This is a genomic window from Cupriavidus basilensis OR16, assembly GCF_000243095.1.
GTDB classification, from domain to species: domain Bacteria; phylum Pseudomonadota; class Gammaproteobacteria; order Burkholderiales; family Burkholderiaceae; genus Cupriavidus; species Cupriavidus basilensis_D.
The window spans coordinates 1-15,585 of record NZ_AHJE01000031.1 but is presented as its reverse complement, the minus strand read 5'-3'; the positions used below and the strand labels follow the sequence as shown (position 1 = coordinate 15,585).

Here is a 15,585-nt window from a genome sequence, read left to right as displayed (position 1 = left end):
GAGCGCGCGAAGGCCCGTCAATTTGCGGCAGGCCATGTTGCTTCCGCTCTGTAGCGGGGTATCATGTTTCCCATGAATGCCTCGATCTTCTCTTCCGCCCATCCGGCCGATCAGCTGGCCGAGTTCTCCGACGCCGACGCGGCGCTGGCTCGCATCCGTGAAATCTACGATGCCTCGGTCGGCGCAATTCGCGCGCGCTTCGACGCCTTCGCCCAGGGCCAGCCGCTGCCGTCCGCGGCACATGCCTGCTATCCCTACCTGGGCATCTCGGTCAATCTCGAAACCATGGTCACCGACAGCCGGCCATCCTGGGGCACGGTTGCCTACCCCGGGGTCTATGGCACCACGGTTACCCGTCCCGAGCTGCTGGCCGATTACTACCGCGACCAGATCGAGCGCCTGATACGCTACCACCGCGTGCCTGTGGTGGTCGGCGTCAGCCGCCGCCCGATCCCGTTGCCGTTTGTCATCGAAGCCTCCACCACGGACATCAGCTACACCCAGGCGCGCGAGCTCGAAGCCTCGTTCGTGCTGCCCGAGCTGAGCCGCATCGACGACGCCATCGCCAACGGCACTTATGAACCGGTGCCCGGCGAAGCCTGGCCGCTCTCGATGTTCCCCGGCGAGCGCGTGGACCTGGCGCTGCAGCGCCTCTATCACTACACCGGCACCGCACCCCAGCATTTCCAGCGCTTCGTGCTGTTTACCAACTACCAGCGCTACGTCGACGAGTTCATCGCGCTCGGCCGCTCGCTGATGGCAGCCGAAGACGCGCAAGGCGCGGACGGCTACGTGCGCTTCGTCGAGCCCGGCGACGTGCTGCAAGAGCGCGGCGAGGCCGAACCCGACGACGCGCTGGCGCCCGCGCGCGCTGCCGCAGATGCCTGCCTACCACCTGGTGCGCGAGGACAATCTTGGCGTCACGCTGGTCAATATCGGCGTAGGCCCGTCCAACGCCAAGACCATGACCGACCACCTTGCCGTGCTGCGCCCGCACTGCTGGCTGATGGTTGGCCACTGCGGCGGCCTGCGCCGCTCGCAGCAACTCGGCGACTACGTCCTGGCGCATGCCTATGTGCGCGACGACCACGTGCTCGATCACGACCTGCCGCCCTGGGTGCCGGTACCGCCTATCGCCGAGATCCAGGTCGCGCTGCAAGAGGCCGTGGTGCGTGTGACGGGTTTGTCCGGCAACGAGATGAAGACGCGCATGCGCACCGGCACGGTGGTCTCCACCGACGACCGCAACTGGGAGCTCAAGTCCAAGGCGCTGTACGCCCGCTTCAACCAGTCGCGCGCGATCGCCATCGACATGGAAAGCGCCACGGTTGCGGCCAACGGTTTCCGCTTGCGGGTACCTTATGGCACGTTGCTCTGCGTGTCCGACAAGCCGCTGCACGGCGAGCTCAAGCTGCGCGGCATGGCCAATGCGTTCTATCGCCAGCGGGTGAGCCAACATATGTCGATTGGCTTGGAGGCAATTCGCATCTTGCGCGAAGGTGGCGCCGAGCAATTGCACTCGCGCAAGTTGCGCAGCTTTGACGAGCCGGCATTTCGATAGGCTGGTGCGCGCTGGCGTCCCCTGCATGCGGGGACGCCAGCGTCTTCGAACCATCGTTCAAACTATCACTCACCACGCCGTCGGGCCGCCACGCGCCTTGGCCAGCTTCCCCTCGAAATGTGCCACCAGGAAGTCAAGGAATGCCCTGACCTTGGCTGACATATTGTGCCGCTCCGGAAACACCGCATAGATGTCGGCGGGCGGCAGCGCATAGTCCTCCAGCAGCAATACCAGCCGGCCGCTGCGCAGGTATTTCGCCAGATCCCATTCCGCCCGTTGCAGTATGCCTTGCCCGTCGAGTCCCCACGTCAAGGTGACTTCGCCGTCGTTGCTGCTCAGCGGCCCGCGTACCTTCACCGTTTCCGTCTTCTTTCCCTTGGTGAACCGCCAGATGCCGTAGGCGGAATCGTTCTGGCGCAGCACGATGCATTGATGCCGCGCGAGGTCATGTGGTGTGAGCGGCGTTCCGTGTGCCTTCAGGTAGGCGGGCGCCGCGCACACCAGGCGCCGGTTGTTGGCGATCTTGCGGGCAATGAGGCGGGCATCCGGCAGCTCGCCAAAGCGGATTCCCACATCGAAACCCTCGTCGGCCAGGCTCATGGGGCGGTCGGTCAGGTGGAGCTGTATTTCCACTTGCGGCTGCCGTTTGGCGAAGGCGGAGATGGCCGGCGCGATATACGTACGGCCGAACCCAAGCGGCGCATTGACGCGCAGCAAGCCGCGCGGCGCGACCCGGCTACTTGAGAGCAACTGGTCCAGGTCTTCGATGTCGGCGAGGATGCGGTGGGCGTGCTGCAGGTACACCTCGCCTTCCGCTGTCACGCCGATGCGCCGCGTGGTGCGGTTGAGCAGCCGCACGCCAAGCCGGGCCTCCAAGCTGCGCCAGGCGCTTGCTGACCGCCGCCGGCGTGACGTCCAGCTCCCGGGCCGCCGCTGACACAGGCTGCCGGCCTTGACCAGGGCGGAGAAGAACGCCAGTTCGGAGGGCTGTCCCATCTTTAACCTCGAGTTAAAAGTAGATTAAGTTTGAGTTGATTCTACGCTCCGGTTTTTGGCCGGTTTTTGGTCCATAGTCGACGGCAGGAAAGGCAGCGTCATGCCGCGGCTGGTGCGAACGAGCGCGGCGAGCCTGCCCCGCGTGAACCACGGAGAGGAGAGAGCGCGATGCGCGAATACAAGATTGCGGCTATCCCGGGCGATGGCATTGGCCCGGAAGTCATCTCGGCAGGCTTGCAGGTGCTGGAAACGCTGGCTGAACAGGATGGCGGGTTCAAGCTCAGCGTGGAGCGTTTTCCCTGGAGCTCCGACTACTACCTGGAGCGCGGCTACTACATCCCGACCGATGGCCTGGAGCGCCTGAAGCAGTTCGATGCGATTTTTTTCGGGGCCGTGGGCGCGCTCAATGTGCCCGACCACGTCTCGCTGTGGGGCCTGCGCCTGCCCATTGCGCAGGGCTTTGACCAGTATGCCAACGTGCGCCCGGCGCGCGTGCTGCCCGGCGTGCGCAGCCCGCTCGTGAACGGCAAGGATATCGACTGGGTCATCATCCGCGAGAACTCCGAGGGCGAGTATGCCGGCAACGGCGGCCGTACCCATCGCGGCCTGCCCATCGAGACCGCGACCGAGACTTCGGTCTTCACCCGCGCTGGTGTCGAGCGCATTCACCGCTTCGCTTTCGAGTTGGCCGCCAAGCGCCCGCGCAAGCATCTCACGCTGGTGACCAAGTCCAACGCGCAGCGCTTTGGCATGGTGATGTGGGACGAGATCTTCTTTGAGGTCGCCAACGACTATCCGGACGTCACGACCGACCGCGAGCTGGTCGATGCCGTGACCACGCGCATGGTGCTCAAGCCGCAAACGCTGGACGTGGTGGTCGCTACCAACCTGCACGCCGATATCCTGTCCGACCTGGCCGCAGCGCTCTCCGGCAGCCTGGGCATCGCGCCAACCGCCAACCTGAATCCCGAGCGTGTCTTTCCATCGATGTTCGAGCCCATCCACGGCTCGGCCTTCGATATCACCGGCAAGGGCATTGCCAATCCCGTGGCGACCTTCTGGACCGCCGCGATGATGCTGGAGCATCTCGGCGAGAAGGCCGCGGCAGATCGGCTGATGGCGGCGATCGAGCAGATCACGGCGGCAGGTGTCTTCACGCCGGACCTGGGCGGCACGGCGACCACGGCATCGGTTACCGAAGCCGTCTGCAAGGCGTTGGCGCAACAGGTGAAGAAAGCCGCTTAAGCTGTGGGGTGCGAGGGCTGTGCGAAAGCGATGCTGCCACAGATATCTGCGCAGGCGGCCCGCCTTGGAACGGGCCGCGCACGATGGCAAAAAAAACATTGAGGAGACAAGCATGCAATCCGTATTCCGGGCCGCGGCAGCCGCACTCGCATTCGCATTCGCACTCGCCGCCGGCACTGCATTCGCGCAGGCCTATCCCACCAAGCCGATCCGCCTGATCGTGCCGTTTCCGCCGGGCGGCACAACTGACATCCTGGCCCGCACCGTTGGCCAGAAGCTCACCGTGGCGCTGGGCCAGCCCGTGGTCATCGAGAACCGGCCGGGCGCGGGTGCCACGATCGGGGCGGACGCCGTCGCCAAGGCGCCAGCGGACGGCTACACGCTGCTGATGGGCGCGGTCCACCACACGATTGCGCCTAGCGTCTACAAACGGCTCTCCTACGACGTGCAAAAGGACCTTGCGCCGGTATCGGTGGTCGCCATCGTGCCAAACGTGCTGGTGGTCAGCCCGAGCTTCCCCGCAAAAACGGTGCAAGAGCTGGTGGCCTATGCCAAGGCCAATCCCGGCAAGCTTACCTATGCCTCCAATGGCAACGGCACCGCGCACCACCTGATCGGCGAACAGTTCAAGGCGCTGACCGGCACCGAAATCGGCCACATTCCCTACAAGGGCAGCGCGCCCGCTATCACGGACCTGATGGGCGGGCAGGTGTCCATGATGTTCGACACAACCTCGTCCGCGCTGCCCTACATCAAGGCCGGCAAGCTCAGGGCGCTGGCGGTCGCCACCGCGAAGCGCTCCTCCGCGCTGCCGGACGTGCCCACGCTGGCCGAGGCGGGCCTGCCCGGCTTTGACATTGCCTCGTGGTTTGGCGTGATGGCGCCCGCTGGTACGCCGCCCGAGATCGTGGCGAAGCTAAGCGCCGAAATCGCAAGGAGCCTTGCGAGCGATGACGTGAAGCAGCAGTTCGCCGCGATCGGTGCCGAGCCGGTGGGCAATACGCCGGCGCAGATGCGTGGCCAGATCAACGGAGAAATCGGCCGCTTCGCCAAACTCGTCAAGCAGGCCAATCTCAGCATGGACTGAGGCCGGCGAGCGCAAGGCCATGAAGGCAGTTCGCCATCGGCTATTGGCGATCTGCCCCCGCAGGCATAGAATCTCGCGCTTCGCCCCGCCTCAGCACTATGACCAAGAATCACCATGCGGTTGTTACGCTGGCCAGCTTGACGCTAGCCGGCTGCTTGCGCTACCCGCATGCATCGGGCCATCTGGTTCGCACCGCGACGATTGCCGCTTGCCTTGCCGACCTGGTGGGACTAGATGCGGCGCACTGCGAGCGCATACGGCTCGTCACGCCGGTGCATGACGTTGGCAAGCTCGCGATTCCCGATGCCGTGCTGCTCAAGCCAGGCAAGCTGCTTGCCGAGGAGCGCCAGGTGATCGAGCGCCATCCCGAGATCGGCGCGAACATACTTGCTGGCAGCGCGCACGCGCTGATGCGTCTGGCGTCGCAAGTCGCACACCACCACCATGAGCGCTTTGACGGCACGGGCTATCCATGTGGCCTGGCCGGCAACGATATTCCGCTAGCCGCGCGGATCGTGGCGGTCGCCGACGCGTTCGATGCCATGACCGAGGCACGCTGCTATCGCCCCTGCATGTCGGACGACGATGCGTTGTCCATTGTCTCGGCCGGTTCCGGCACGCATTACGATCCGGATGTGACGAACGTCTTTCTCGCGAATATTGCGCAGGTGCTGCACAGCCGAAAATCAGCGCAAGCGCTGCTTGGTGCCGGCTCCGAGATGGCCGTGGTCGCGCGCTTCTACGGCTTGAGCCGTGGCGCATTGAGACGGATCCCGCGTCAGGCCATGCGTCAGGCCATGGCCTGACGCGGGATCCAAGCCGCGCAAGCGTGGCGCTGTCCCGCGTTTAGAAGCGGTAGCCCACGCCCATGCTGAACAGCCACGGATCCAGGCTCACGTTCGAGACCTTCACGCCGGCCGCCTTGACGTCGCTCGACAGCCAGACCTTCTTCACGTCGGCATTGAGGAACCAGTTCTTGGTGAGCTTGTAGTCCATGCCGATTTGCAGCGCCGGCGCTACGCTCCAGCTATCGAGCGACAGCGCATTGTTGGCAATGTCGGCACCCCAGATCCGCGTGAAATTCAGGCCCGCGCCCACATAGGGGCGGAAGGTGCCGTTGGGGATGAAGTGATATTGCACCAGCAGCGTCGGCGGCAGATGCGTGAATGAGCCAATCTTGTTGCCATCCAGGTAGACGTTCTGCTTCTGCGGCACGGTCAGCACCAGCTCGGCGGCGATGTGCGGCGTGAAGAAGTAGGTGACATCGAGTTCCGGAATCCACTTGTTGTTGACCGTGATGCGGTCCGAGGCACCAACGCCGCCGATCGGGTCCGACTTGCCGGCCATGTCGAGATAGGTGCCGCGCAGGCGCACCATCCAGTTGCCCTGCGCTTCATCGGCGGCAGCGGCGGGCGTTGCGGCAACGGCGCCGAGCACGGCAAGGGTGGCAACGGCGGTGGTGCAAAGACGGGTAAGCAGGCGCTTCTTCATGATGGTTGGCTCGTGTTTTAGGAAACTTCACGCACAGTGTGGCGGAGCGTTTCCGGTCGAGCCTTGACCGAGAGCAAGAAGATTGGCATCGGTGGCGCACACATGCGCATGCGTCGCGGCGTTGCGACAGTACCCGGTGTGCGTTGCACCGTTTGCGCACGAGCCGCGCAGCCAGCTTGCGCATTTCCAATTCCGGGCCTGGCGTCTAAGGACATGCGCAAATATTCGTGGCGACAAGCGTGCGTGCGCCTTACGCTGTGTGCACAGTCAAACGATGAGCATGTCGTGGGCGTCCCGCAAGGGCGTCTTTCCGGGTGTGCCCCGTGGGGGCGGGGCACACCGGTTTTTCCGCGCCGGGGCGTTGCGCCCGGGCGTGGCCGGCATCCGGCATCAGTCGGCCAGCGCTTGCTCGCGTTGCGACTGGCTGGCGGCACGCAGGTGACGGTTCACGCCCGACACCACGGCCTTGAGCGATGCGGTGACGATACTGGCGTCGATGCCGGCGCCGAAGCCGGTGGCCGAATCGCCAACACGCACTTCCACATAGCAGGCTGCGGCAGCATTGGCGCCCGACGCCAGCGCGTGCTCGTGGTAATCCATCACACGCACCGGCAAGTCCAGCGCGCCGACGAAGGCACTGACAAATGCGTCGATCGGACCGTTGCCCCGGCCGCGCGCACTCGACGGCTCGCCATCGCGCAGCAGCGCCACTTCGATCTCTACCTGACCGTCACTGCCAGACACCATCTGATGGCCGATATAGCGCAGCGGCGCCTCTTGTTCGAGATACTCGCGCTTGAACAAGCCATACAGGTCATCGGCACTGGCTTCGAGCCCGCTTTCGTCGGTCATCGACTGTACCGCGCGGCTGAACTCGATCTGCAGGCGGCGCGGCATATAGATGCCGTGCACCTGTTCCAGCAGGTAGGCCATGCCGCCCTTGCCGGACTGGCTGTTCACGCGGATCACCGCATCGTAGCTGCGGCCAAGGTCGGCCGGGTCGATCGGCAGGTAAGGCACTTCCCAGATCGTATCCGCCTTCTGCTGCGCGAAGCCCTTGCGTATCGCATCCTGGTGCGAGCCCGAGAAGGCCGTGAAGACGAGGTCGCCCACATACGGGTGGCGCGGATGCACGGGAAGCTGGTTGCAATCCTCCACGCACTGGCGCACCTCATCGATATCGGAAAAATCGAGTTCGGGGTCCACGCCCTGCGTGTAGAGATTTAACGCCAGCGTCACCAGGTCGACATTGCCGGTGCGCTCGCCATTGCCGAACAAGCAGCCTTCCACGCGGTCCGCGCCGGCCATCACGGCAAGCTCGGCGGCTGCCACCGCGGTGCCGCGGTCGTTGTGCGGATGGACCGACAGCACAATGTCATTGCGCCGTGCGAGATGCCGGTGCATCCATTCGACCTGGTCGGCGAAGATATTGGGCGTGCTGCATTCCACCGTGGTTGGCAGGTTGAGAATGAGCGGACGCACTGCGCCGGGCTGCCAGATCGCGGACACCGCATCGCAGACCTCGAGCGAGAAATCCAGCTCGGTCATGCTGAAGGTCTCGGGCGAGTACTCGTAGCTCCATGCGGTCTCAGGCATGCCATCGGTCAGGGCCTTGATCAGGCGTGTGCCCTCCAGTGCGATTTCCTTGACCTCCTCGCGGCTCGCGCCAAACACGATGCGGCGAAAGGCAGGAGCGATGGGGTTGTAGAGATGCACCACGGCACGCGCGGCGCCGCGCACGGATTCGATGGTACGGCGGATCAGGTCTTCGCGCGCCTGCGTCAGCACCACGATGGTCACGTCGTCCGGAATGCGGTCTTCGTCGATCAGCATCCGCACGAAATCGAAATCGGTCTGCGAGGCCGAGGGGAACGCCACCTCAATCTGTTTCAGGCCGATCTTGACCAACTGCTCGAAGAATCGGAGCTTGCGCTGCGGGTTCATTGGTTCGATCAGGGCCTGGTTGCCATCGCGCAGATCCGTGCTCATCCAGACCGGGGCGCGCGTGATGCGCTTGGCGGGCCAGGTTCGGTCGGCGATATCCACGGCGGTGGCAGGGCGGTATTTGGTGGCGGGGTTGCGCAACATCATGACGGTTCTCCTTCCTCGCGGGAAGATGCAAGACACAAGGCACAAGGCATAAGACGCGACCTCGCCAAGGCGTGGAAACGCTCAGAAGCGAAGGCGTCGGAAAGCTAGTGCGGAAAAAGGGTGGCGCGAGGCTGCCGAACTGCCACTAGGCACTAGGCCCGGCAACCGATCAGTAGGTCTAGCTGTAGCGAGGCGGGCAGACGCGGCGCCGACAGGGCCGGTGCGATGAGAGCAATGGCGGTACCCAGCGCGCGACCTGCTGCCGGCACGCGCGCGGCTGCAGCGATGCGGGAGGCATCGGCGGCGCGGCGGTGGGAGCAGGTGGCTTGGTGCATTGTGTGGTGTGCGGAAATCGGCGCGGATGACGCGGCTTGCCAAGGTTCGTCGATAACTTGTCATGCATGCCGAGCACCGTTCCGGTGGCCGGCATCGGGCAAGAATAGTCGAGAACGCGAACGGGCGTCAAGGACAGCCGCGCCGGGCCGCCTCCCATTGGGCATCATTCGGATGGATTTGGCGTGGCACGCGATGGCCGGGTATTGCCGCGACCCCGCAGGGGTACTGCCTGCGGCATCGAGGGAGTGGGAAATACGGGGGGATGTGGGTGCCGCAGATGCTGTGGACCTGCGCGGCGAACCCAAGGCGTACCCGTTTCTGCGTGGATCAAAAACCCGGTGCGCGATGGGTTTTGGTGCGAATCAGCGCTTGGCCACGAAGCGGATGACCTGCTCGCCGGCCTGGCTGCCGGGCACTGGCTGCGCGCTGTCGGTGGTGCTCGAGCCGCAGGTATTGCAGCCCCCGCTGTCGCAGCCGCTGGCGCAGCCGGCCGCGGCCTGCGGCGCCAGCCAGGCCACCGCGCGCTGGCGCCAGCCGGTGGCAGCGGCGCCACCCAGGCGCGCCGCCAGCGTGCTCTTGATCCGTTCCCGGGTGCGCGGTGCATAGCGCGCCAGCACGGAGAGCGTGCAGGCCAGCACGATCAGCGGCACCAGCAGGGTTTCAAAGGCGTGGTAGAGGCTCATGGCTGCAATGTCCCCGCTTTAGCTCAGCATCAGGGTGATGTGGTACGTGGCAAAGGCAGCCAGGTAGCCCAGGCCCGCCAGATAGGCCGTCGAGGCGGCCATCACCTTCCAGGAGCCGGTCTCGCGCCGGATCACCGCCATCGTGGAGATGCACTGCGGCGCGAACACGTACCAGGCCAGCAGCGACAGCGCGGTGGCCAGCGACCACTGCGCGGCGATCATCGGCACCAGCTGGCTGGCCATGGCATCCTCGCTGCCGGACAGCGCATAGACGGTGGCCAGCGCGCCCACGGCCACTTCACGCGCGGCCAGGCCCGGCACCAGCGCGATGCAGATCTGCCAGTTGAAGCCGATCGGGGCGAAAACATGCTCCAGCGCCCGGCCGATCATGCCGGCGAAGCTGTAGTCGATGGCCGGGGCGGTGGCGCCGTCGGGCGGGGACGGGAACGTGGCCAGGAACCACAGCACCACCGTCAGCGTCAGGATCACCTTGCCCACGCGGGACAGGAAGATGCGGGCACGCTCCCACAGCCCGATCGCCACGTCGCGCGCATTGGGGATGCGGTACGAGGGCAGCTCCATCATCAGCGGGTGGTCGGTGCGGTCGCGGCGGAAATACTTCAGCACGTACGCCACCACCAGCGCGCTCACGATGCCTGCCACATAGAGGACGAACAGCCGTGGCCATGATGCCGGGAATCGCGCAGGCAAAGCTGGAGAGCAGCGGGATAAAGGAGCGGCCGGACAAGCCGGCACCCATCATCAGGCGGTCGAGCAGGAAGGCGGCGCGCGGCAGGTAGCCGGATTCTTCCAGCGTCAGGATGAACAGGAACAGGATCAGGATCTGCGGCAGGAACACGACGACGGCACCCAGGCCGGCGATCAGGCCGTCCACCAGCAGGCTGCGCAGCATGCCCTCAGGCAGGTGGCTGCCGACGATCTCGCCAAACCAGTGCACGCCGCCCTCGATGCCGTCCATCAGCGGCGCGGCCCAGGAGAACACCGCCTGGAACATCAGGAACAGCAGCACGGCCAGGATCACCAGGCCGAACACAGGATGCAGCAGGATGCGGTCGAGACGATCGTCCATGGCCGCGGTGCGTGCCGGCATGGTCACGGCGGCATCCAGCAGGCGCTTGACCTCCTGGTGCACATCCAGGTCGGATGCCGGCTCGGGAGCTGCCACCGGCACTTCCGGCAAGGCCGGCATCAAGCGAGGCCGGCAAGCTGGCCGCGCCATCGCGCTTGACGGCAATCGTCCGGACCACCGGCACGCCGAGCGCGGCGGCCAGCTTGTCGTGGTCGATATGGATGCCGCGCTTGGCCGCGGCATCGCTCATATTGAGCACCAGCACCATCGGCAGGCCGAGCCGGCGCAGCTCCAGCACGAAGCGCAGGTGCAGGCGCAGGTTGGTGGCATCCACCACCGATACCAGCAGGTCGGGGCGCGGCTCGCCCGGGCGCTTGCCCAGGCAGACATCGCGCGTGATGGCTTCATCGAGGCTGGCCGCGTGCAGGCTATAGGCGCCCGGCAGGTCGAGCACACGCACCTGGCGGCCGGCCGGAGAGACAAAATGGCCTTCCTTGCGCTCGACGGTGACGCCGGCGTAGTTGGCCACCTTCTGGCGGCTGCCGGTCAGGCGGTTGAACAGCGCGGTCTTGCCGCAATTGGGATTGCCCACCAGCGCAACGCGCAAAACGGGACGCTGGGAAGCGGAAGTCGGGGTGGCGACAGACATATTCTTGGCAAGTGCCCGGTCAGGCAGCGGAGCGTTTGGCGGCGGGTGCGTCGGGCTGCACTGCCGGCGTGATGCTGGAGACGGAGGCGCTAAGCGCTTCCACGGTAATGCGGGCCGCTTCGGCGCGGCGCAAGGCAAACCGGGTAAAGCCCACCTGGGCGACAAGGGGATCCATGCCGAACGGTCCCAGCGCGATGACCTGCACGGCTTCGCCCGGCACAAAGCCGAGTTCGCGCAGGCGGCGTGCTATCGGATCGTTAGGAGAATTGTCATCGATCGACACAATGACAGCGGCGGTGCGCCGCGGAAGTTCAGACAACCGCATGTGGCTTCCAGTCCGTTGGCGCGAGGCACGGCACGCGGTCGGCAAACTCACACCAGGGTTGGTAAATGAAAATCGTTCCTATTGTAGCTGATTTGCATGCGGGCGTTTTGATTTCGAGCCGCCGTGCTATCAGCGCGCATGCATGACGCACGGCAAGGCTGGCGGTGCGGCAATCGCCGTAAGCGCACGTCACGCAACATCCCGTTGCGCCTGACGGGCGGCACCCTGTGCGGGTGCCGCGCCTTCCGTGCGGTGCGGCGGACCGCAAGGCACAGAAACCTTGGCCCGCGCGAATGCATAACCGCCGGCCCCGGCGTTGCCTATGACGTCTTTTCCTTGCGCCAAGTGCAAGTGCAAGTGCAAGGCGCAAGCGGTCGCACGGGATCCGTGACGGCCGTGGCGTAGCGATGCTGCAATGGGATTGGGTGGGGCGGGCGGCGCGCGTTGTCCCGTGGTCTGTGCTGGCCCTGGCGAGCCTTAACGGGCTTCCGCAGGCATGTTGCCGGGCTTAGTCGACCCGCAGGCCGATCTGCGCGGCGAGCTTCTTCCAGCGTTCGATGTCGGTGTTCACCACTTTCTGGAATTCCGCAGGGGTGCTGCTGGCGGTCGCAAATCCCAGTTGGGCGAGATTGGCCCTGACCTCCGGCTTGGCGACGGCCTTGGCGATGGCCGCGTTGAGCTTCTGCACGATGTCCGGCGGCGTGTGCGCCGGGGCCAGGATGCCGAACCATTGGTCGACGTCATAGCCACTGACCCCAAGCTCGCTCACCGAGGCCACGCCGGGCAGCAGCGGCGACCGGCCTTTGGAGGTGACGGCCAGCGCGCGCAGCTTGTTGGCCTTGAGGTAAGGCACCGTGTTGCTGAGCGTGTTGATGCTGACGTCGGCCTGGCCGCCGAGCACGTCGGCGAGCGCCGGAGCGCAACCCTTGTAAGGCACATGCAGCAGGTCGATCCTGGCCGAGATCTTGAGCAGTTCACCAGCAAGGTGCTGCGGCGTGCCGTTGCCACAGGAGGCATAGGTCGGCGGCTTGCCCGAGCGCCCGGCTGCGAGCAGGTCATTGAACGTCTGGATCTTGGAAGAAACGGGTACGGCGATGACGGATGGCACGGACGCCACCGAGATCACCGCGCTGAAGTCCTTGTCCGGATCGAACTGCAGGTTGCGGAATACACCGGGATTGATGGCAAAGCTGCTGTTGACCACCAGCAAGGTATAGCCGTCCGATGGGCTCTTGGCGACGAACTCGGCGCCGATGTTGCCGCTCGCACCTGGCCGGTTGTCGACCACCACAGGCTGGCCCAGGCTGCGGCCCACCTCCGTGCCGATCACCCGTGCCAGCGTGTCGGTTCCCCCGCCCGCCGGGAACGTCACCACCAGCCGGATCGGCTTTTGTGGAAAGTCGCCGCCGATATTGGCGCTCGCTTGCGCGGGCAGGCCGAACAGCGTGGCCCCCAGCAAGGAGAGCGATGCGAGACTGCGTACCACGGATAAGGAAGTCATTTGTTGCCTCATCGGTTGAAGGAAATGATAGAGCAGGGCGGCAGCGCAGGGCGGCGCGCAAGGCCACCGCTGCTAGTCCGGCCTGATACGAATCGGTGGGCCGGCGAGTTCAGCCGCCGCGTGGGCCTGTACACCTGCTTCGAGATCGCCTGTGGTCTCGGCGTGGATCCTGAACAACGGTTGCCCGGCCACGAGGCGCTCACCCACCGTGCACAGCAAGTCCACGCCGGCTCCCGGCCGGCGCGGCGCGCCGGCGCTGCGCGCAATGCCGGCGATGGCAAAGCCGTCGATGTCCGCGACCACGCCCGATGTGCTGGCAGGCACGATGCGTACATGGTTGCCCGGTGCATGCGGCGCCGCCCTTGCGCCCTGCGCGGCCACGATCCGGTCGAAGGCGCCGCTTGCGGCCCCTGCGGCGAGCAGTTCCCCGGCAATCCGCCGCCCCTCGGCGGGGGAACCCACCGCCGGGTCGAACGACAGGATCTGCCCGGCAAAGAACAAGGCCTTCTCGCGCAGGTCCGAGGGTGCCTCCGGGCTGCCGTTGAGTACCTGCAGCACGTCGCGCACTTCCAGCGCCGGGCCCACGCCGCGCCCGATGGGTTTGCTGCCGTCCGTCGCGAATGCGCGCACCTGCATGCCCAGCCCGGCGCCCACCGCTTCGAACAAGGCGCCCAGCGCCTGCGCTTCGGCTTGCGACTTGAGCTTCGCCTGCGGGCCGAAGGGCAGGTCGACGATCACGTGCGTTGCGCCCGCGGTGTATTTCTTGGAGAGGATGGATGCCACCGACCACCGGTTGGCGTCGAGGCCGAGCGGGCGCGTGATGGCATTCATCACATCGTCGATGGCCGAGTGATTGAGGCGGCCGTTCCAGGCAATGCAGGCGCGCGCCCGCGCCACGCAGCGGCGCACGTCGTCGATGTCCAGGTCCACGCGTGCCACCGTCTCCATGGCCTCGGCGGTGCCGGCCGCGGAGGTGATCGCCCGCGACGACGTCTTGGGCATCGCGAGCCCGAACGCCGCAACGATCGGCACCACGATCAGCGTGATGCGGCTGCCCGGCACGCCACCCATGGAGTGCTTGTCCACCACGATGGGTTCGTCCCAGTCGATCCGGCGGGCAAAGCGCGTGCGGGCACGAGCGACGCTGACCACCTCCGCATCGGTGAGGTGCTGCGAGGCAGCCACCAGGAACGCGGTCAGCTCGATCTCGGTATAGCGGCCCTCCACCGCATCGCGCAGCACGGCTTCGTACTCGGCCTCGCTCAAGGCGCCGCCGCGCAGTTTCTTGCGTAGCGCATCGCGGCTGACTGGGCCGGGAATCCGGCGCAGGCGCACGGTGTTGCCGGGCGCGACGCCCAGGCGCTCGAAGAGGGTGTCGGACAGGCCGATCTCTTCGTCCCGCAGCCAGCCCGGGCACTCGACCACATGCAAGGCCGCGGGGATCTCGATCGTTCCCGAGCGCACGGCCATGCGGGTCTGGCCCGCGGCAACGGCAGGCGACACATAGGCAATGTGCGCGTCGCCGGCGCAGATCGGCATGCGCCTTGCCTTGAGCGGTGTCGACGCCGTGCGCAGCGCTTCGAGAAAGCGCGCGATACCGACTTCCATGGCCACGTCGTTCGATACAGTGACGCTCGCCACGCCGGCGGGGATCGGATCGGGCATGCGCTCGAGCCTGCGCAGCACCGCGTCGCCGGACTCCCGGCCGCGCGCGGCAATGCGCTGCGCCAACACCTGCAGCGGCGCCGTGACATGGATGACGACGACATTGCGCAACTGGCCAGCGAGCGCGGCGGCAATGCCGCGCGAGCCGTTGGCGATGACATGCCGGCCGCGCTCCAGCTCACCGAGCAGGCTGGCCGGCAAGCCATAGCGCAAGCCATGCGCCGCCCACGTGATCAGGAAGGCGTTGGCCGCCTCGCGCGCCGAGAATTCGTTCTCCGTCACGCCTTCATGGTCCTCGCCCGGCGAGCCCGTCGGCCGGGTAATGACGCGCCTGGCAAACACATAGCGCGGATCGGCCAGCAGCGCCGCCCTGGCGCCGTCCATCAACGAGTCCTTGCCCGCGCCGCTAGGACCAACCACGAGGAAGAAGGTGCCGGCATCCTGCATGGGCCTACCCGGCGTGATGGAGACCGCCGCCAACGCCGATGGCCCGGCGCGATTCAGATAACTGGACGCTTCCAGGCTGCTTGTGCATGTGTCGTTCCAGGTCTCGGGGTTTTTCATGGACATCCTCTTCTTTCTCTTGGTCCCATTTCGTCGACTGTGCCTCGCACGTCCTCAGGCAATATTATTAGATATCGAAGTACAGAGACAATGCTAGCACCGGATGAAACCTTGTCAAGATAAGTTCGACATCTAAGAATATGCAAGAGTCAGGCCATCGCCGGGAAGGGCCGTATCCGCGGCCTGTGGCGGCGATTCCAGCAATGTCTAGCAGGGAAATCCCTCTGCAGGTGCGCTGCTGCATCGTCCTGGCGCAAGTTCGCACTGATGTAGTGAGCACTACATTTGGACGCAGTAAATT

Annotated in this window: 10 protein-coding genes and 2 pseudogenes; 4 read left to right on the top strand and 8 right to left on the bottom strand. The window is 65.7% G+C overall.

What is annotated here, in order from left to right:
- Positions 1 to 63 precede the first annotated feature (63 nt).
- Positions 64 to 1,561: pseudogene (locus tag OR16_RS12435) on the top strand (AMP nucleosidase).
- Between the two features lie 69 nt (positions 1,562 to 1,630).
- Here OR16_RS12435 and OR16_RS12430 read toward each other — a convergent pair.
- On the bottom strand, positions 1,631 to 2,557 hold the full coding sequence (locus OR16_RS12430; RefSeq protein ID WP_423739653.1) for a LysR substrate-binding domain-containing protein: 927 nt from the start codon (positions 2,555 to 2,557) through the stop codon (positions 1,631 to 1,633).
- A gap of 168 nt (positions 2,558 to 2,725) precedes the next feature.
- Between OR16_RS12430 and OR16_RS12425 the strand changes: the two genes are divergently transcribed.
- The 3 genes from OR16_RS12425 to OR16_RS12415 all read left to right on the top strand — a co-directional run bounded on the left by OR16_RS12425 (position 2,726) and on the right by OR16_RS12415 (position 5,695).
- Positions 2,726 to 3,802, top strand: coding sequence for a tartrate dehydrogenase (locus OR16_RS12425; RefSeq protein WP_006158316.1), 1,077 nt, complete (start codon positions 2,726 to 2,728; stop codon positions 3,800 to 3,802).
- Positions 3,803 to 3,914: 112 nt separating this feature from the next.
- Positions 3,915 to 4,889 carry a tripartite tricarboxylate transporter substrate binding protein gene (locus tag OR16_RS12420; RefSeq protein WP_006158315.1) on the top strand — a complete coding sequence of 325 codons (975 nt, stop codon included), beginning with the start codon at positions 3,915 to 3,917 and terminating at the stop codon, positions 4,887 to 4,889.
- 98 nt (positions 4,890 to 4,987) lie between these two features.
- Positions 4,988 to 5,695 (top strand): HD-GYP domain-containing protein, encoded by a 708-nt coding sequence (locus OR16_RS12415; protein WP_006158314.1) that lies wholly within the window; start codon positions 4,988 to 4,990, stop codon positions 5,693 to 5,695.
- Positions 5,696 to 5,735: 40 nt separating this feature from the next.
- On the opposite strand, the gene OR16_RS12410 is transcribed toward OR16_RS12415, so the two are convergent.
- The 7 genes and pseudogenes from OR16_RS12410 to phnN form a co-directional block, all read right to left on the bottom strand.
- Positions 5,736 to 6,380 (bottom strand): OmpW/AlkL family protein, encoded by a 645-nt coding sequence (locus OR16_RS12410; RefSeq protein WP_006158313.1) that lies wholly within the window; start codon positions 6,378 to 6,380, stop codon positions 5,736 to 5,738.
- A gap of 390 nt (positions 6,381 to 6,770) precedes the next feature.
- Positions 6,771 to 8,468 (bottom strand): 2-isopropylmalate synthase, encoded by a 1,698-nt coding sequence (leuA, locus tag OR16_RS12405; protein ID WP_043419520.1) that lies wholly within the window; start codon positions 8,466 to 8,468, stop codon positions 6,771 to 6,773.
- A gap of 701 nt (positions 8,469 to 9,169) precedes the next feature.
- A complete protein-coding gene (locus OR16_RS12400; RefSeq protein ID WP_006158311.1) occupies positions 9,170 to 9,490 on the bottom strand; it encodes a DUF6587 family protein in 321 nt (106 codons plus the stop codon).
- 18 nt (positions 9,491 to 9,508) lie between these two features.
- Positions 9,509 to 11,229, bottom strand: a pseudogene (gene feoB / locus OR16_RS12395) (ferrous iron transporter B).
- Positions 11,230 to 11,248: 19 nt separating this feature from the next.
- Complete coding sequence (locus tag OR16_RS12390; RefSeq protein WP_006158310.1) at positions 11,249 to 11,554, bottom strand: FeoA family protein; 306 nt, start codon at positions 11,552 to 11,554, stop codon at positions 11,249 to 11,251.
- 508 nt (positions 11,555 to 12,062) lie between these two features.
- Positions 12,063 to 13,055 (bottom strand): tripartite tricarboxylate transporter substrate binding protein, encoded by a 993-nt coding sequence (locus OR16_RS12385; protein ID WP_043419486.1) that lies wholly within the window; start codon positions 13,053 to 13,055, stop codon positions 12,063 to 12,065.
- 72 nt (positions 13,056 to 13,127) lie between these two features.
- Complete coding sequence (gene phnN / locus OR16_RS12380) at positions 13,128 to 15,167, bottom strand: phosphonate metabolism protein/1,5-bisphosphokinase (PRPP-forming) PhnN (protein WP_043419518.1); 2,040 nt, start codon at positions 15,165 to 15,167, stop codon at positions 13,128 to 13,130.
- Positions 15,168 to 15,585: the final 418 nt, after the last annotated feature.